Here is a 17,790-nt window from a genome sequence, read left to right on the forward strand (position 1 = left end):
AATGCGAATAATTGTCTACGGCAGTTTACGGCGCAAACAGGGAAACAGTCACTGGATGACGAATGCGCAGTGGCTGGGTGATCACCAGATTGAAGGCTTTGAGCTTTACAGTCTGGGCCATTATCCCGGCGTGATTGAGGGCAATGGAGCGGTACATTGTGAGGTGTACCGCATTGATGCCTCAACCCTTGCGGAGCTGGATGCGCTTCGCACCAAAGGGGGAGAGTACAAACGTTATCTGACTCAGACGCCGTTTGGCAGTGCATGGCTTTATGTCTATCAACGCTCAGTGGCAGGACGCCAGCGCATCATGAGTGGTGACTGGCTGAAGCGCGATGAGGAGCCAGAGGCCTGAACAAAAACACCGTCCATCCGGACGGTGTTTTTTTTTCGACTCACAAACCGGCAGCAGAATTACTTCTTCTGTGCGCGCTCGTAAGAGGAGATGATTTCAGCTTTAGCGGCTTCGGCATTATCCCAGCCATCCACTTTCACCCATTTGCCTTTTTCCAGATCTTTGTAGTGCTCAAAGAAGTGGGTGATCTGTGCACGCAGCAGTTCTGGCAGGTCGTTCACATCTTTGATGTGATCGTACTCTTTAGAGAGTTTGGTGTGCGGAACGGCAACCAGTTTGGCATCTTCGCCAGACTCGTCGGTCATTTTCAGCACGCCAACCGGACGGCAGCGGATCACTGAGCCTGGAACCAGTGGATACGGGGTCGGAACCAGTACGTCAACCGGATCACCATCCAGAGAAAGGGTATGGTTGATGTAGCCGTAGTTGCACGGATAGAACATGGCGGTAGACATGAAACGGTCTACAAACAGGGCACCAGACTCTTTATCAACTTCATATTTGATCGGATCAGCATTCGCTGGGATCTCAATGACAACGTAGATATCTTCTGGCAGGTCTTTACCTGCTGGCACCTGGTTCAAACTCATCTGGCATTCCTTCAGTAGTCGTATGTTGAGTGTCGGCTATTATAGCCAACTGACTCTGAAAGTATGCCCCCTTTTTGGCGTTTCGGAATGCGCCCAAACGCTACTTAGCCGCCACAAACAGCGAAACAATGCCTGCGGCAATCAGTGGTCCTACCGGCACCCCTCGGAAGAACGCCACGCCAATCACCGTACCAATCAGCAGACCACCAATCACCGAAGGCTGGACGCTCATAAAGTTCACGCCACGGCCGCCCAGCCAGGCGACAAAGATCCCCACCAGAATCGCCACAATCGACTTCCAGTTAGCAAACGACTTGATCAGCGCAGAAGCGGGCAGTGAGCCGCTTGCCAGCGGGGCCATCACCGCCACGGTAAGAATAATGATGCCTAAGGTAATGCCCTGTTTTTCTACGTAGGGGAAGAACTGAGCCAGCGGGGTAATTTTAATCGCCAGCAGCACCAGAATTGAAATCGTGACCGCGTTGTTGTGAACGAAATAACTCAGCACGGCGAGGCAAATCAGAATGATGGTCGAGGCGTAAGCAGCCATGGTTTCTCCCTGAAGGTTAATGAGTGCGCTGACTTCAATCAGCGCAAAAGCCGGTTATCGACCAGCAGTCATCGGGGTTAGCACAGCTGCCTTTACCAAGTGACTGCAGCATCAGTGCCTGATTGCGCACCAGGCTCAGGCTCTGAGCGCTCAGCGCCACGCTGCCCAGCGAGCCTTGTGTACTGAGCTGGCTGCGGCTCGCCTCAAGCCAGCTGTCGCGGTAGCTCAGCCAGGCGCGCTGCGCGGCACGCAGTTTGTTTTTAGGTTCGCCGGAGAGGGTTTTCATCAGTTTGTTGTACTGCTTATTCATCTCCTGATCCCAGGTCCGATTAGCCGCAGCGTAGCACTGGTTCATGGCAAGGGTAGTAGAGGCGTCATTGAGGCAGCGATCGGGCGAGGCGTCTGTCGGCAGATCCTCTGCCAGCACCGCCGTGCTGAGGCACAGCAGCATCAGAAGTAATCCTGGTTTCATTCTTTTCTCCGGATAACGGATAAGCGGCGATTAGCTTGATGGATGTTCCCGTGATGATCAAGTTGTTAACACTAATCAGGGTTAAAGTTTCGCGCCGTTACTGCCGATACTTCATCCGTTTTAGGGCCGCTGGAAAATTTGCCTTTTCACATACACGGAAACTATCTGGATGAAACAGTTATCACTTCGCACGGGGTTGCTGGCATTGCTGGCATTTATGACACTGCTGCTGTTGGCGGTGAGTTTTATGGGTATCGTGGCAATTAACAAAGGGAATCGCTCGCTGGATGTGATCAACCGCATTCAGGGGATCGAGCTGAACAGTCTTTACCAGAGCAATGCCGATCTGATGCGGGCCCGCGCTAACGCCGCGCTGGCGGTGCGTAAAATTGAAATTGGTTTGCTGGAAGAGGGGGCGGCAGTAACAAAACTGTCGCAGGCGGATGTGGTCTCATCACAGCAAAGCCTGAAGCGTTTTGTGGACGCCGGAACGGTGACGGCGCACGGCAAAAAGCTGGCCGATGCGGTTTCGGCCAGTTACAAAGCCTATCTCGATCAGGGTATCAAACCAATGATGAACGCCCTGGATAAGCAATATACCGACGAGTATTACCAATTGCTGGAAGGCAACCTGGCGACGCTGGCGGCCAGCTATAACAAGGCCGTCACGGACTTCAGTCAGCTGGCCGATCAGATCACGCAGGCCCAGCTGGCGCAGGCGGCCTACAACGAAACCAAAATGAAAATCCTGATCGCCGTGGCGGTGGTATTAACACTGCTGCTGCTGGTGCTCGCCTGGCAACTGCTGCGTAGGATGCTGCTGCAGCCGCTGAACCTGGCCATTCTCCATCTTGAGCAGGTCGCGGCGGGCGACCTCTCGCAGGCGCTGCCACCGTCGGGCAACAATGAGCTGGGGCGGCTTAATCATGCGCTCGCCGGAATGCAGCAGTCGTTGCGCACCTCGGTGAGTCAGGTGCGCGAAGCGAGTATGCAGATCGACATCGGCAGCCGTGAACTGGCCGCGGGCAACGTCAATCTGTCGCAGCGTACCGAAGAGTCCGCCGCCTCGCTGGAGCAGACTGCCGCCAGCATGGAGCAGCTCACGGCAACCGTGCGGCTTAACGCCAGCAATGCCCAGCAGGCGCACCAGCTGGCTAACGCGGTCTCTGATACTGCCGATCGCGGCGCGGAGGTAGTCTGCTACGTGATGGAAAAAATGCATGAGATTACCGACAGTGCCAATCGTATCGGCGACATTCTTGGCGTGATTGATGGTATCGCCTTCCAGACCAACATTCTGGCGCTCAACGCCGCCGTTGAAGCGGCGCGCGCAGGCGAACAGGGCCGTGGCTTTGCGGTAGTGGCAAATGAAGTGCGCACGCTGGCACAGCGCAGCGCTAACGCGGCCAAAGAGATCCGTACGCTGATTAGTGATTCACAGTCGAGGGTGAAAGAGGGCAGCGAGATGGCGACGCGGGCCGGGGAAACCATGGATGAGATTTCTGGTGAGGTCATGCGCGTAACGGCACTGATGAAAGAGATTTCGATGGCCTCCGACGAACAGAGCCGTGGCATTGAGCAGGTTAATCTGGCGGTCACACAGATGGATGCGGCGGCGCAGCAGAACGCGGCGCTGGTAGAGCAGGCCACCGCCGCGACCCAGTCGCTGGAAGCGCAGTCCGATCAGCTTCAGGCAACCATGGCGCAGTTCAGGTTGCAGACGGCGTAAAAACAGCAAGGGCGCGAAAATCGCGCCCTTACTTTTTATATGACTTTTTATACCACTGCCGGATTAACCCTGACGGCAATCCGGGAACTCGGCCAGGAAACGCTCAACGTCGTTCACCATCGCCTCGTTACCGCAGTAGAACGGACAGCGCTGGTGCAGCGTGACCGGTGGAATATCCAGAATACGCTTCTGACCGTCGCTGGCTTTACCGCCCGCCTGCTCTGCCAGGAACGCCATCGGGTTGCACTCATACAGCAGACGCAGCTTACCCTGAGGATGGCTGGCGGTGCTTGGATAGAGGTAGATGCCGCCTTTCAGCAGATTACGATGGAAATCCGCGACCAGCGATCCGATGTAACGTGAGGTATAAGGACGGTGCGTGGGCAGATCCTCTTCCTGACAGAACTTCAGATATTTCTTCACACCCTGCGGGAAACGAATGTAGTTACCTTCGTTAATGGAGTAGGTGTAACCCGTTGGTGGATAGGTCATACGTTCGTGGCTGAGGCAGAACACACCCAGAGACGGATCGTAAGTAAACGCATGCACGCCTGCACCGGTGGTATAAACCATCATGGTGGAGGAGCCGTAAACCACGTAACCGGCAGCGACCTGCTTGTTGCCTGGCTGCATGAAGTCAGCTTCAACAACCGGCGTACCCGGCTCGCTGACGCGGCGGTAGATAGAGAAAATGGTGCCGACGGAAACGTTAACGTCAATGTTAGAAGAACCATCCAGTGGATCCATTAACACCACGTACTTACCGTTTTCTTCACCTTCAAAGATCACAAACTCGTCTTCTTCCTCAGAAGCGATACCGGCGACGATGCCGCGTGCTTTCAGTGCTGCCTTCAGTTTCTCGTTGGCAAACAGATCAAGTTTCATCTGCTGCTCACCCTGAATATTCTCGACGCCGCTGGCACCCAGAATATCCACTAAACCGGCTTTGTTGATATCGCGGTGGATGATTTTGGCACCCAGCTTAATAGCGGAAATCAGCGCTGTCAGTTCACCTGTAGCGTGCGGAAAGTCATGCTGCTTCTCGACGATAAATTCGCCCAACGTTTTCATAACACATTCCCTGAATCTTCGATGGAGTGGCAGCACGCGTAACAGTCTGCCAACGGATGCGTACGCAGTTTAGCCGATTGAACTTCAAAAACCATAGTCCTAATCCGTTTCTTCCATCTGCGAGCGGCGTTACACTGTGCGCCGAACTTTTGAGTAATGGATCACGTAATGCGCATTCACATCCTCGGGATTTGTGGCACTTTTATGGGCGGTCTGGCGATGCTGGCCCGTTCACTTGGTCATCAGGTGACCGGGTCAGACGCCAACGTTTACCCACCTATGAGTACTCTGCTTGAACAGCAAGGTATTGAATTAACAGAAGGTTACGACGCCATTCAGCTTGACCCGGTGCCTGATCTGGTGATTATCGGCAACGCGATGACGCGGGGTAATCCTTGCGTGGAAGCGGTGCTGGAACGCAACATTCCTTACCTCTCTGGCCCGCAGTGGCTGCACGATTTCGTGCTGCGCGATCGCTGGGTGCTGGCGGTCGCGGGAACCCACGGTAAAACCACCACAGCCGGCATGGCAGCGTGGATTCTCGAGGCCTGCGGCCTTGAGCCAGGCTTTATTATTGGTGGTGTGCCCGGAAACTTCGATGTCTCGGCAAAATTAGGAAAAAGTCCATTCTTCGTAATTGAGGCGGATGAGTACGACTGCGCGTTTTTCGATAAGCGTTCCAAGTTTGTCCATTACTGCCCACGTACGCTGATCCTCAATAATCTTGAGTTTGATCACGCCGATATCTTTGACGATCTGCGCGCGATCCAGAAGCAGTTCCACCACCTGGTGCGGATCGTACCGGGCCAGGGCAAGATCCTGCTGCCGGAACATGATCCTAACCTCAAACAGGTGATGGCGATGGGCTGCTGGAGCGAACAGGAGAACGTCGGCGAGCACGGGCGCTGGCAGGCGAAGAAGCTCATCAATGATGCGTCTCACTGGGAAATCTGGCTCGACGGCGAAAAAGTCGGGGAAGTGAACTGGGCGCTGGTGGGTGAACACAATATGCACAACGGGCTGATGGCGATCGCTGCCGCGCGCCATGTGGGTGTGAAGCCGGAAGATGCAGGCCAGGCGCTGAACAGCTTTATCAATGCGCGTCGACGGCTGGAGCTGCGCGGCGAAGTGAACAGCATCAAAGTCTATGATGACTTCGCCCACCATCCGACCGCGATTCTGGCGACGCTGGCTGCCCTGCGTAGCAAAGTTGGCGGCAGAGCGCGTATCCTGGCTGTGCTGGAGCCACGCTCTAATACCATGAAGATGGGCGTCAGCAAGAACGATCTGGCACCGTCGCTGGCGCGTGCTGATGAGGTCTTTCTGTTCCAGCCGCACCATATTCCGTGGCAGGTATCAGATGTCGCAGAAGCGTGCATTCCGCCTGCGCACTGGAGCGCGGATATCGATACCCTGGTGGAAATGGTGGCCAAAGCCGCTCAGCCAGGCGACACGATTCTGGTCATGAGCAACGGCGGGTTTGGTGGCATCCACCAGAAGCTGCTGGACAGGCTGGCATAATGTCACAGGCGCCCGTTTCGGGCGCTTTTTTTTTAAAAGCATTATCTCCGGAAATATTATTCCCTCAATAAATCCCGCATATTTTTGAATTCGATCTGCTCACTCTTCCTGCCGTTGCCATATTTTTCTTATTAGTGTCTGAAACAGAAAGGCCGCTCTCGCCGGTTATTTCTAGCATCATCCCTGTAGTAACTGAGGAATAATAATTAACGCGTTAAAGTTAAAGGGATAAATAACAGGTTCTCTTTATGCGCGATCTTATATTAATGAGGATTTTAAATATAAGTTAACTCTGGGTTAAACGAATGAGTTCGAATAATTCATTGCTCTGATTACCACTAATAAGGATGTTCATATGGGAAACAATAATTCATTGTCGTTTTTGCTGGGCGCCGCGTTGTTATGCAGTTCTGCTGCGGCGCTGGCCACGGCCACCGTTGATTACCGGCATGAGTACCGCCTTCGCGACCGCACGCACTACGACAAGCTGGGTCTGAGCACCACGCTGCCGGAAAATATGTTTCTCGGCGTCGAAACCAAATTCAAAACCGGCGGCGCCGATCCAAAAGACAAATATTATAACGACACCGTGTTAAATGTGGTGGAGGTGACCTTTCTGAAGTCGTATTACTGGGGAAACTGGACAGTGTCGCCTTTTATTCAGCCAGAATTTAACTCCTCGCGCACTGAATGGAAATTTGGTGTGGCACCCTGGTATAAATTTAATGATCGCTGGTCTCTCGGTGGCCTTTATCGTCTTGAGCTGACCGATTATGCGCATGACGATCAATGCCGTACCGGCGGTATTGATTATTGCGATACTGACCGGCATCGCACTGCCAACCGTTTTGATCTCTATCTGCGAAATAAAAGCGATCGGCTGACCACCACCTATAAGCTGGTGTATAAACACGCGGATGCGAAACTCTTTGCCAATAAACATGATGATTACGAACAGGAGTTACAGTTCGATTATGCGCTTGGCAACGATCGCGTCTGGGTGCCTTACGTCACCTTTGGTGATATCGGACGTTCTGCGACATCGAGCGAACGCCAGCTGCGGCTGCGCACCGGTATTCTCTATATCTATCGATAAATGCGCTGCCGGGAGGCGGGCGAGGCTGCCCGCCATGGCGTTACTTCGCTTCGGCCAGTTCGCGCAGATACTGGAAAATCTGACGGGCAGACTTCGGCGGCTTGCTGCCCGCTTTCTCTTTCTGCGCGTTACGGATCATGCTGCGTAACTGCTGACGATCGGCATCGGGATAAAGCGCAATCACGTCGCCCATCGCTTCATCACCCTGTTCAATCAGACGATCGCGCAGCATTTCCAGTTTATGGAACAGCGCAACCTGCTGGTTATGGCGATTATTGAGCTTATCCAGCGCAACGCGGATCGGCTCCACATCAATACTGCGCAGCAGTTTACCGATCAGCTGCAGCTGACGACGGCGACCCTCTTTCTTGATGCGCTGTGCCAGTTCAACTTCGGTACGCAGGCGCTCATCCAGCGGGATTTTATCCAGCGAGTTTTTACCCAGATCAACCAGTTCGGCACCCAGGCGCTTTAACTCTTCTGCATCGCGTTTAATTTCACTCTTACTGACCCAGATAATCTCTTCATCTTCTTCTTCGTCATTATCTGGCACATCGTCGAGCCACTCATCGGGCTGTTTGGTCATTTCCGGGCTCCCAAAAAAAAGAGGCTAATCCTACCAGTTTATCGGGTGACTGCGAAATTGTTCTCTGACTCTGATAGACTCAAATCATTCACACATAAGATTAGACGGCAGGTCGATGAACGTATCTACTCAGGTTGCAGAACAGCGAAAAGTACTGGAGCAGGCCATTGCGCAGGCACTTGAACTGGCTAAAGCAAGCACTGACAGCGCGGAAGTGGCAGTCAGTAAAACCACCGGCATCGGGGTCAGCACCCGCTATGGCGAAGTGGAAAACGTCGAATTCAACAGCGACGGTGCGCTGGGCATCACCGTCTATCATCAGAATCGTAAAGGCAGCGCCTCATCGACCGACCTCAGCCCGGACGCGATCAAACGCACCGTGCAGGCGGCGATTGATATTGCACGCTATACCTCGCCCGATCCCTTTGCCGGTCCGGCCGACGCAGAGCTGCTGGCCTATGATGCGCCAGATCTGGATCTCTACCATCCGTGGGAGATTGATGCTGACCGCGCCATTGAACTGGCTGCGCAGGCGGAACAGGCATCACTACGCGCCGACAAGCGTATTACCAATACCGAAGGTGGCAGCTTCAACAGCCACGTCGGCATCAAAGTCTTTGGCAACAGCCACGGTATGTTACAGAGCTACTGCTCAAGCCGTCACTCGCTCTCCAGCAGCGTGATTGCCGAGCAGGATGGCAACATGGAGCGCGACTACGCCTACACCATTGGGCGCGCGTTTGAAGATTTGAAGAGCCCGGAGTGGGTAGGCGCAGAGTGCGCGCGCCGCACGCTCTCTCGTCTGGCACCGCGTAAACTTCCGACCATGAAAGCCCCGGTGATTTTCGCCTCAGAAGTGGCAACCGGCTTATTTGGTCATCTGGTTGGCGCGATCAGCGGCGGCAACGTTTATCGTAAATCGACCTTCCTGCTGGATTCTATGGGTCAGCAGATCCTGCCGGAGTGGCTCACCATCAATGAACAGCCGCATCTGCTGAAAGGGCTCGCCTCCACGCCATTCGACAGCGAAGGGGTGCGTACCCAGGCGCGCGATATCATTAAAGATGGCGTGCTGCAGACCTGGCTGTTAACCAGCTACTCAGCCCGCAAACTGGGCCTGACCAGCACCGGTCACGCTGGCGGCATTCATAACTGGCGCATTGCGGGCCAGGGCCACAGCTTTGACGACCTGCTGAAGCAGATGGGCACCGGGTTAGTGGTGACCGAACTGATGGGTCAGGGCGTCAGCGCCATTACCGGTGATTACTCACGCGGTGCGGCCGGGTTCTGGGTCGAGAATGGCGTTATTCAGTACCCGGTCAGCGAAGTGACTATCGCCGGAAATCTCAAAGAGATGTGGCGCAATATGGTGACCATCGGTGACGATATTGAAACCCGCAGCAATATCCAGTGCGGTTCAGTGTTACTGCCTGAGATGAAGATAGCGGGACAATAAAGATGGATTCCTGAAGCAGCCGGTTGGCTGCTTTTTTTTCATCACAATAAAAAGGAAGTAATGATGCGTAAGCATGTGATTGCAATGTTGTCGGCTTCTCTGTTGTTCTCCAGCGTCAGTCTCTATGCGGCGGATCTGGAGCAGGATATGGATACACTGAATGCGAACCTGAAAATCGTCAAAAAAAGTGACAATGCTCAGGAGATGCAGCAGGCGTTAACCAAAATGCGTGCCGCAGCGCAGGATGCGCGACAGGGCACGCCGGATAAGCTGGAAGGCCAGCCGGCTGACAGCCCACAGGTGAAAGATTTCCATGCCGGTATCGACTCACTGATCGCGCAGATCGATGTGGTCAGCGCGCTGGCGAAAGCCAACAATGTGGACGGGGCGAAACGCGAAGCAGCGAAGTTCGACGACATCCGCAATACCAACCATAAGAAATTCCGTTAATCAGATCGCCGGCCAGCCAGGCCGGCGGTTTTTTACCATCACTTCTGCTTATTACCGCACCCTGAACCCCCGCGCGTCCGGCTTGTCGCCGCACAACATCACCGCTTTTCTCGGTTAAATCCATCAAATAACGCATTCTGCGACACGTGTCGCACTAAGCATGCAGCCTGCGATCTGACGCACAACCTTCACTTCAATTTCCACTTGCTGCTGGAAATGTTGCCTCTCCACAGCCGGGGCGATGACCGCTAATTTGTTTTTAACGCGAATTATCCGGTTTAACAGGAGTAGCAAGGTGAGTAATAACGGCGTCCCGGTGTATGAAGCGGCACCTGAGAAAGTGCAACAGCTGGCTGACAGCGTGATGACGCAGATTGCTGCGATCTATCAGCAGCAGGGTATTCAGCCCAATGCGGTTCAGCAGCAGATGCTGCAATCGCATGTCGGTGCCATGGCGTCACGCTCGCTGAGCGGTGAGCCGCTGCCGGAAGTGGAAGCGGAGCTGTTTGAAGATATTCCGCCGGAAACGTTAGCGCTGGCGCAGCAGGTCGTCGATCTGTTTGGCAATCTGCCCCGCGAAGAGGCCTGGCTGCTGTCAGTGCATATTGAAGTCGCGCGATCAAACAACCAGAGAGGAACATAAGATGGTAACAGTAGTGATTGGTGATCGTTTAGGTAAAGGACAGAAAGTGGCGGCGGGCATCGAAAAAGCGGGTGGCCGTGCCGTCGTGGTGCCAGGTGTCGCCGCTGACATGAAACTGGGTGACGTGATGAAGGCGGAAAACGCCGATTTCGGCATCTCGTTCTGCGGCAGCGGCGGCGCCGGTGCTATCACCGCTCAGAACAAATATGGCTACAAAGCAAAGCATGGCATGCGTTCTGTCGACGAAGGCGTCACCGCCATTAATGAAGGTGCCACGGTGCTGGGCTTCGGCTTTATGGATAAAGAAGAGTTAGGTGAGCGGCTGGTGCAGGCCTGGAACAAGAAGCACGGCAGCTGATTATGAAAGAACAATACGTTACCCAGGTGACGGTCGAGGGCAAAGGCGACACCAAAGCGAAAGCCTTTGCCGATGCCCTGAGTCGTGTGCAGAACCAGGTTCTGCGCGCGACGCAAAAAATTCTGCTGCGCATTGAACCTCAGGATGTCCGGGTGCTGCGCGCGCAGGAGAGCGTCAAAACCGAGAAGTTTCTCTTCTTCTTTCTGGCGCGCCAACGGCGGAGCTTCAGCGTCACGCTGGAGATCACCGTCAGCGTCACCGTTTTCGACACCGAACAGGTGGCGTTCACGGCGGCATCGTAAAACAGAGCCTGTTAACGCCAGCCAGCCGTTTGCCCGATGCTCTGCTGTCGCGACATCGCGATGATCAGGCGTGGGCGATGCGGCGGCGTGCGATTGGGCAGGTAAAAACGACAACAAGGTACAACAACATGTTTTTAATCATTTTGTTTAAGTCGTTGATCATTGGCGGGCTGGTAGGGGTCGGCGTCGGTGCGGGTGCGGCGCGCATGTTCCACGCGCCAACCACTCAGGGCATGGGCGCTTTCCGTACGCTGGGCGAACTGAACTCGTGCGAGGGCGATCCGGCATCCCACTTCTCCTTTGGTCTTGGCTTCTTTTTCAATGCCTGGGCATCGTCGGTTGCAGCCGGTTCATTCACTCAGGATGTGGATCATCGCATCATTCCAAACTGGGGTGCGGCCGCCTTGATGGTGAAGAATCGTAATGTGGCAGAGACGCTGCACGATCCGAAAAAAATGGCCATCGCCTGCGGCATCATCGGCATGATCGTGGTCGCCTTCCTCAACTCCACCGCCTCGGCTGTTCCGGCTGCGCTGCAGGTCACGGCGGTCAAAGTGCTGGTGCCCGCCGCTAACCTGCTGGTGAACACCGTCATGCCGGTGATCTTCTGGCTGGCGGCGATCGACGCGGGCAGAAAGTCAGGCTTCTGGGCCACCATTTTTGGCGGTCTGGCGCAGCTGATCATGGGCAACGCCGTGCCGGGGCTGGTGCTGGGTATCCTGATCGGTAAAGGCGTGGAAGAGAGCGGCTGGAACCGGGTCACCAAAGTCATGATGACCGCCATCGTGCTGCTGTTTGTGCTGAGCGGCTTCTTCCGTGGTTTCGACATGAAGCTGCTGCAGTCCTTCCAGCTCGGCATTCCCGGCTGGCTCGACATGATCCACAACTCAGTCAGCGGCAAATAAGAGGCGATGCGATGAACGAAAATAAAGGCTTCTGGTACGCCGACTGGTCTTTCCCGATCTTTGTTGGCCTGCTCTCTTCTGGCGTCTTTGCCGGGACACACATGTATTACCTCTATGGCATCGGCGCGTTCAACGAAGTGGCGTTTGTGTCGATGCTGCGCGCAGGCATGGAGACCGGCGTCTACGGCGCGGTCGCCGCCTTTGGTGCCAGCTTCCTGTTCGCCCGTATCATCGAAGGCTCGCTGGTGGGCATTCTGGATATCGGCGGGGCGATTCAGACCGGCGTCGGGCTGGGCGTTCCGGCACTGCTGCTGGGTGCGGGCATTGTCTTCCCGGTGGCGAACTTCGCTGCCTCGCTGGCGACGGGCCTGGTGATTGGTGTGGCGATTGGCTACCTGATTATTCTGGCGCGTAAATTCACCATCAATCAGAGCGACTCAACCTACGGCGCAGACGTGATGATGGGTGCGGGTAATGCCTCGGGGCGCTTTCTGGGGCCGCTGATCATCCTGTCAGCCATGGCGGCATCCATTCCGATTGGCCTGGGTTCGCTGCTGGGCGCGCTGCTCTTCTATCTCTGGAACAAGCCCATTACCGGCGGCGCCATCCTCGGCGCGATGATCCTTGGGGCACTGTTTCCGATTGCTCTCTGATCTCACCGGCAGCCCGGCAGCGGGCTGCCGTTAAGGAGAAACCATGTACGACTTGATTATTCGCGGTGCGCGTCTCAGCGATGAGCAGGTGGTCGACATTGCCCTGCAGGATGGCCGCATCGCCGCCATAGGCAAGGTGCAGGGCAACGCAGAGCGCGAGCGCGATCTGGCTGGCCGTTACTACCTCAGCGCAGGCTGGATCGACTCCCACGTTCACTGCTATCCCAAATCACCGATTTATCATGATGAAGCGGATGCGATTGGTGTTGCGCATGGCGTCACCACGGTTGTCGATGCGGGCAGCACCGGCGCAGAGCGCATTGATGACTTTTACCGGCTGACACGCGCGGCACAGACCCAGGTTTATGCGCTGATCAATATCGCCCGCACCGGCATCGTCACCCAGAATGAGCTGGCTGACATGACGCAGATAGATGGCGAGGCGGTGCAGCAGGCGGTGGCGCGGCTGCCCGATTTTATTGTCGGCCTCAAGGCGCGCATCAGCAGCAGCGTGGTGGGCGTGAATGGTGTGCAGCCGCTGATTAAAGCGAAGGCGATCCAGCAGGAAACCGGCGGGCTGCCGCTGATGGTTCACATTGGCAATAATCCGCCCAATCTCGACCAGATTGCGGATCTGCTCACCACGGGCGATATCATCACGCACTGCTTTAACGGCAAACCCAACCGTATCCTGACGCCGCAGGGCGAACTCAAAGCGGCGGTAAAACAGGCTATCGCGCGTGGCGTCAAACTTGATGTCGGCCACGGCAGTGCCAGCTTCAGCTTTGAAGTCGCCCGCGCGGCGATTGCGCAGGGCATTCTGCCCGACACCATCAGCTCTGACATCTACTGCCGCAATCGTCTGGCCGGACCGGTTCACAACCTGGCGCATGTGATGTCGAAATTTTTCAGTGTCGGTATGACCCTGCCGCAGGTGATTGACTGCGTAACGGTCAATGCGGCGGCAGGACTGCGCCTGCAGCGCAAAGGCCAGCTGAAAGTCGGCTACGACGCCGATCTGACAGTGTTTAGCGTCAAAGAGGAAACCCGGCCATTCATCGATTCAGAAGGTGAACAGGTCGCAGGTGAGAAGCATCTGGTCCCGCTGGCGGCCGTCGTTGCTGGTACGTGGATCGCGACTGAAGAAGGAATAGCGCATGACCTCGGTATATGAAAAGTATGGCCTGAAGCCGGTGATTAATGCCTCTGGCCGTATGACGATCCTCGGCGTCTCTACGCCATCGAGTGAGGTGATCGATACGGTGAAATATGGCCTCGATCACTACTTCGAAATGAAAGATCTGGTGGATAAGACCGGTGCTTATATCGCCGGTCTGCTGAAGGTGGAGAACGCGCTGGTGGTCTCCTGCGCCTCGGCCGGTATCGCCCAGAGCGTGGCGGCGGTGATTGTGAAAGACAACGACTGGCTGGTGGATAACCTGCATGCCGCGCCGCTGACTGTCCCGCACCAGATTGTGGTGCCGAAAGGGCACAACGTGAACTATGGCGCACCGGTCGGCAGCATGGTGGCACTGGGTGGCGGACAACTGGTGGAAGCGGGTTACAGCAACGAGTGCTCACCCGCCCAACTGGCGGCGGCGATCACCCCACAGACCGCGGCGATCCTCTATGTAAAATCGCACCACTGTGTGCAGAAGAGCCATCTCGATGTGGCGCAGGCCGCAGCCGTTGCGCGCCAGCATGGCGTCCCGCTGATCGTCGATGCGGCAGCGGAAGAGGATCTGCAATGCTACTACCAGGCGGGTGCCGATCTGGTGATCTACAGCGGAGCAAAAGCGATTGAAGGGCCGACCAGCGGACTGGTGATTGGCCGACACCACTACGTTGAGTGGGTCAAACGCCAGACCAACGGCATTGGCCGCGCGATGAAAGTGGGCAAAGAGGGGATCCTGGGGCTGACCCAGGCGATTGAAAACTATCTGACGCAGCCAAAAATCAGCGGCGCGCAGATGGCAGAAAAAATGACGCCGTTTATTGAACAGCTCAACAGTCTGAATGGCGTGACGGCCCGGGTAGTGTGGGACGCCGCCGGACGCGACATCGCCCGTGCTGAGATCAAGTTCCACGAAGCCGCGATCCAGCAGCGCACCGGCGATCTGGTGCAGGCGCTGAAAAACGGCGATGTGGCGATCTACTTCCGCGGCTACAAAGCCAACGAAGGGATCATTGAGGCGGACGTGCGCAGCGTCAGCGCCGATCAACTGCACACTATTTTCACCCGCATTCAGGCACTGTTAAACGGAGAGAAAAACGCATGACGCTGACCCCCAATTTCTATCAGGATCGTCTCTGCCTTAACGTACTGGCGGGATCGAAAGAGAATGCGCGCGCTATCTGGCAGGCGGCAGAAGGGCATGTGCTGGTCGGCGTGCTGTCGAAAAACTACGCCAGCAATGAAGCCGCTATCGCCGATATGCGCGAGTATGCCGCGCTGATCGATAATGCGCTCTCGATTGGTCTGGGTGCGGGCGATCCCAACCAGTCACAGATGGTGAGTGAGATCTCGGCAGTGCTGCAACCGCAGCATGTGAATCAGGTCTTTACCGGCGTCGCCACCAGCCGTGCGCTGCTGGGGCAGTCGCAGACGATAGTGAACGGTCTGATCTCGCCCACCGGCACGCCAGGTCTGGTGAAAATCTCCACCGGACCGCGCAGCTCAAAACAGCGTGACGGGATCGTGCCCGTCGAAACGGCGATCGCGATGCTGCAGGATATGGGCGGCAGCTCGGTAAAATATTTCCCGATGGGCGGTCTGCAGGCGGTGGATGAGTATCGCGCTGTGGCGGAAGCCTGTGCGAAACAGGATTTCTGGCTGGAGCCAACCGGCGGCATCGATCTGGAAAATTTCGGTGAGATCGTGCGCATAGCGCTGGAGTCGGGCGTCAGCAAAGTGATCCCGCACGTCTACAGTTCGATCATCGACAAAGCCAGCGGAGAGACCCGCATTGAAGATGTGAAGCAGTTGCTGGCCATCTGTAAAACGCTGCTGGCTTAGAGATCAACACGATCTGCCTGCAACAGGCAGATCGCGCAACATGGACGTTGCGAGACGATCTCCGTAGGCTGATGTTCCCTATTTCTGTCTGCAAACAGGTAACGCTTGTGAGATTTCCCAATCAGCGCCTTGCGCAACTGTTCGATGCCATGCAAAACGAAACGCTGCCTCAGGATGAGCTGGCGCGGCGTTTCGCCGTCTCGACACGCACCGTGCGTACCGATATCACGGCGCTGAATGCGCTGCTGGCAGAACATGGCGCGCAGTTTGTCCTCAATCGCGGCGCGGGCTATCAGCTGAAGATTGAGGATGCTCAGCGCTTTCAGCATCTGCAACAGCATACCGCGTCGCCGCTGCGGGTACCGCGCACCTCGCCGGATCGGGTTCGCTACCTGCTGACCCGCTTTCTTACCGCCGCTTATTCCCTGAAACTTGAAGAGCTGGCAGAAGAGTGGTTTGTCAGCCGCGCCACCCTGCAGAATGATATGACGGAGGTGCGCGAATGGCTGGGGCGCTATCACCTCACCATTGAGAGCAAGCCCCACTACGGCATGAAGCTGTTTGGCAGCGAAGTGGCAATTCGTACCTGCCTGACCGACCTGTTATGGCAAATTGATCAGGCGCAGCCCGAGAGCCCGCTGCTGACTATCGAAGCGCTGAACAGCGGCATGCTGGAGACGCTGCGCCCGCTGCTGCAAAGCTGTTTTGCTCAGCACAACATTCGGCTCAGCGATGAGGGCGAACGCTATCTGCGGCTTTACTGCGCCGTGGCGGTGCGGCGCATCAGTGAAGGCTATCCGCTTAACGATCCGGGTGCAGAGGAGATTGGTGATGAGGTGCGTGAAGCGGCCCATCACCTGATTAATCTGATGCGTCCGCTGGTCAGCAAACCGATTTCACCGGCGGAAGAGAACTGGCTGCGGGTCAATATCGCCGCGCGACGCATTCAGGCGATTGCTCCCAGCGCCATCAATGCTGATGACGCCGACGCGCTGGTGGATTATCTGCTTAGCTTTATCAACACGCATTACAACTTCAATCTGCAAAACGATCAGCAGCTGCGTGCTGACCTGCTCACCCATATCAAAACCATGATTACGCGGGTGCGCTATCAGATTCATATTCCCAACCCGCTGCTCAGCAACATCAAACAGCACTATCCCATGGCCTATGATGTCACCTTAGCGGCGGTGACCAGCTGGGGAAAATATACCCCTTACGTGATCACCGAGAATGAGATTGGCTTTCTGGTGCTGCATATCGGTGTCGGGCTGGAGCGCCACTATGACGTCGGTTATCAGCGTCATCCGCAGGTGCTGCTGGTCTGCGACAGCGGTAACTCCACGCTGCGAATGATTGAGGCGATGCTGCTGCGCAAATATCCGCAGTTGCAGGTCACGGCCCGCCTGTCCCAGCGCGAGTATGAGGCGCGCAACCGCATCGACGAAGATTTTGTTATCTCCACCATCCGGCTCAGCGAAAAAGAGAAGCCGGTGGTGGTGATGTCGCCGTTTCCCACCGGTTTTCAGCTGGAACAGATTGGCAAGCTGGTGCTGGTGGACCGTACCCGGCCCTATATGCTGGCGAAGTTTTTTGATGCCCAGCACTTTCATATCGTCGACAGGCCGATGACCCAGTCTGAACTGTTTCGCCAGCTGTGCGATCAACTGGAGGCGGAGGGATTTGTGGATGCGGCGTTCTATCCGTCGGTTGAAGAGCGCGAAGCGATTGTCAGCACCATGCTCGGCGAAGGCATTGCGCTGCCGCACTCGCTGGGGCTGCTGGCAAAGAAAACCGTGGTTTACACCGTGCTGGCGCCGCACGGCATCGCCTGGGGAGACGATACCGCCTATGTCATTTTCCTGCTGGCGATCAGCAAAAGTGAATATGAAGAGGCGATGGCGATATACGATCTGTTTGTGACGTTCCTGCGTGAAAGGGCGATGACCCGCCTGCGGGACAGCACCGATTTCACCCGCTTCAGGGCAGTGGCGATGGATTGCCTGAGCCGCTCCTGGCCCTCGCCCTGAATCGGCG

The 17,790-nt window shown here is 55.9% G+C and carries 20 protein-coding genes; 15 read left to right on the forward strand and 5 right to left on the reverse strand.

Annotation, left to right across the window (positions count from 1 at the left end; translation table 11 throughout):
* The first annotated feature begins 1 nt into the window (after position 1).
* Positions 2 to 355 (forward strand): gamma-glutamylcyclotransferase, encoded by a 354-nt coding sequence (locus NR195_RS09610; RefSeq protein WP_010256451.1) that lies wholly within the window; start codon positions 2 to 4, stop codon positions 353 to 355.
* 59 nt (positions 356 to 414) lie between these two features.
* On the opposite strand, the gene ppa is transcribed toward NR195_RS09610, so the two are convergent.
* The 3 genes from ppa to NR195_RS09625 form a co-directional block, all read right to left on the reverse strand.
* Positions 415 to 945 carry an inorganic diphosphatase gene (gene ppa, locus NR195_RS09615; RefSeq protein ID WP_003855519.1) on the reverse strand — a complete coding sequence of 177 codons (531 nt, stop codon included), beginning with the start codon at positions 943 to 945 and terminating at the stop codon, positions 415 to 417.
* 100 nt (positions 946 to 1,045) lie between these two features.
* Entirely contained in the window at positions 1,046 to 1,495 is a 450-nt protein-coding gene (locus tag NR195_RS09620) for a DUF441 domain-containing protein (protein WP_003855520.1), read from the reverse strand.
* A 34-nt stretch (positions 1,496 to 1,529) separates the two neighbouring features.
* The gene (locus NR195_RS09625; protein WP_256844457.1) at positions 1,530 to 1,967 is read right to left on the reverse strand and encodes a lysozyme inhibitor LprI family protein; all 438 of its coding nucleotides are present in this window, start codon (positions 1,965 to 1,967) and stop codon (positions 1,530 to 1,532) included.
* A 169-nt stretch (positions 1,968 to 2,136) separates the two neighbouring features.
* On the opposite strand from NR195_RS09625, the gene NR195_RS09630 reads away from it, so the two are divergent.
* The gene (locus NR195_RS09630; RefSeq protein WP_010256457.1) at positions 2,137 to 3,696 is read left to right on the forward strand and encodes a methyl-accepting chemotaxis protein; all 1,560 of its coding nucleotides are present in this window, start codon (positions 2,137 to 2,139) and stop codon (positions 3,694 to 3,696) included.
* Positions 3,697 to 3,759: 63 nt separating this feature from the next.
* Here NR195_RS09630 and fbp read toward each other — a convergent pair whose 3' ends face one another.
* Entirely contained in the window at positions 3,760 to 4,767 is a 1,008-nt protein-coding gene (gene fbp, locus NR195_RS09635) for a class 1 fructose-bisphosphatase (RefSeq protein WP_010256459.1), read from the reverse strand.
* Between the two features lie 168 nt (positions 4,768 to 4,935).
* Here fbp and mpl point away from each other — a divergent pair, with 168 nt between their 5' ends.
* Together mpl and NR195_RS09645 are read left to right on the forward strand one after the other, a co-directional pair.
* A complete protein-coding gene (gene mpl / locus NR195_RS09640) occupies positions 4,936 to 6,288 on the forward strand; it encodes a UDP-N-acetylmuramate:L-alanyl-gamma-D-glutamyl-meso-diaminopimelate ligase (protein ID WP_256844458.1) in 1,353 nt (450 codons plus the stop codon).
* 355 nt (positions 6,289 to 6,643) lie between these two features.
* Positions 6,644 to 7,384, forward strand: coding sequence for an oligogalacturonate-specific porin KdgM family protein (locus NR195_RS09645; protein ID WP_256844459.1), 741 nt, complete (start codon positions 6,644 to 6,646; stop codon positions 7,382 to 7,384).
* A 40-nt stretch (positions 7,385 to 7,424) separates the two neighbouring features.
* On the opposite strand, the gene yjgA is transcribed toward NR195_RS09645, so the two are convergent.
* Entirely contained in the window at positions 7,425 to 7,970 is a 546-nt protein-coding gene (gene yjgA, locus NR195_RS09650; protein ID WP_010256467.1) for a ribosome biogenesis factor YjgA, read from the reverse strand.
* 115 nt (positions 7,971 to 8,085) lie between these two features.
* Here yjgA and pmbA point away from each other — a divergent pair, with 115 nt between their 5' ends.
* The 11 genes from pmbA (at position 8,086) to NR195_RS09705 (ending at position 17,783) form a co-directional block, all read left to right on the forward strand.
* Positions 8,086 to 9,426: a metalloprotease PmbA gene (gene pmbA / locus NR195_RS09655; protein WP_010256470.1), complete on the forward strand. Its 1,341-nt coding sequence runs from the start codon at positions 8,086 to 8,088 to the stop codon at positions 9,424 to 9,426.
* 63 nt (positions 9,427 to 9,489) lie between these two features.
* Complete coding sequence (cybC, locus tag NR195_RS09660) at positions 9,490 to 9,876, forward strand: cytochrome b562 (protein ID WP_010256473.1); 387 nt, start codon at positions 9,490 to 9,492, stop codon at positions 9,874 to 9,876.
* Between the two features lie 295 nt (positions 9,877 to 10,171).
* Positions 10,172 to 10,519: a glycine dehydrogenase gene (locus NR195_RS09665; RefSeq protein ID WP_022623928.1), complete on the forward strand. Its 348-nt coding sequence runs from the start codon at positions 10,172 to 10,174 to the stop codon at positions 10,517 to 10,519.
* A gap of 1 nt (position 10,520) precedes the next feature.
* On the forward strand, positions 10,521 to 10,877 hold the full coding sequence (locus tag NR195_RS09670; protein WP_010256477.1) for an SFCGS family glycine-rich protein: 357 nt from the start codon (positions 10,521 to 10,523) through the stop codon (positions 10,875 to 10,877).
* A 2-nt stretch (positions 10,878 to 10,879) separates the two neighbouring features.
* Positions 10,880 to 11,179: a DUF4312 family protein gene (locus tag NR195_RS09675; protein ID WP_010256479.1), complete on the forward strand. Its 300-nt coding sequence runs from the start codon at positions 10,880 to 10,882 to the stop codon at positions 11,177 to 11,179.
* Positions 11,180 to 11,307: 128 nt separating this feature from the next.
* Complete coding sequence (locus tag NR195_RS09680) at positions 11,308 to 12,084, forward strand: DUF4311 domain-containing protein (RefSeq protein WP_010256480.1); 777 nt, start codon at positions 11,308 to 11,310, stop codon at positions 12,082 to 12,084.
* 11 nt (positions 12,085 to 12,095) lie between these two features.
* The gene (locus NR195_RS09685) at positions 12,096 to 12,737 is read left to right on the forward strand and encodes a DUF4310 family protein (RefSeq protein ID WP_010256482.1); all 642 of its coding nucleotides are present in this window, start codon (positions 12,096 to 12,098) and stop codon (positions 12,735 to 12,737) included.
* A 43-nt stretch (positions 12,738 to 12,780) separates the two neighbouring features.
* A complete protein-coding gene (locus NR195_RS09690; protein WP_256844460.1) occupies positions 12,781 to 13,911 on the forward strand; it encodes an amidohydrolase/deacetylase family metallohydrolase in 1,131 nt (376 codons plus the stop codon).
* Entirely contained in the window at positions 13,895 to 15,016 is a 1,122-nt protein-coding gene (locus tag NR195_RS09695; RefSeq protein ID WP_256844461.1) for a DgaE family pyridoxal phosphate-dependent ammonia lyase, read from the forward strand. The genes NR195_RS09690 and NR195_RS09695 overlap by 17 nt, the downstream gene beginning before the upstream one ends.
* Positions 15,013 to 15,753, forward strand: a complete 741-nt coding sequence (locus NR195_RS09700; protein ID WP_256844462.1) for a KDGP aldolase family protein — start codon at positions 15,013 to 15,015, stop codon at positions 15,751 to 15,753. Before NR195_RS09695 ends, NR195_RS09700 begins: the two co-directional genes overlap by 4 nt.
* Positions 15,754 to 15,860: 107 nt before the next feature.
* Positions 15,861 to 17,783, forward strand: a complete 1,923-nt coding sequence (locus tag NR195_RS09705) for a PRD domain-containing protein (protein WP_256844463.1) — start codon at positions 15,861 to 15,863, stop codon at positions 17,781 to 17,783.
* Positions 17,784 to 17,790 lie beyond the last annotated feature (7 nt).

It is taken from the genome of Pantoea sp. Ft-CA_14, assembly GCF_024520875.1.
GTDB lineage: Bacteria > Pseudomonadota > Gammaproteobacteria > Enterobacterales > Enterobacteriaceae > Pantoea > Pantoea agglomerans.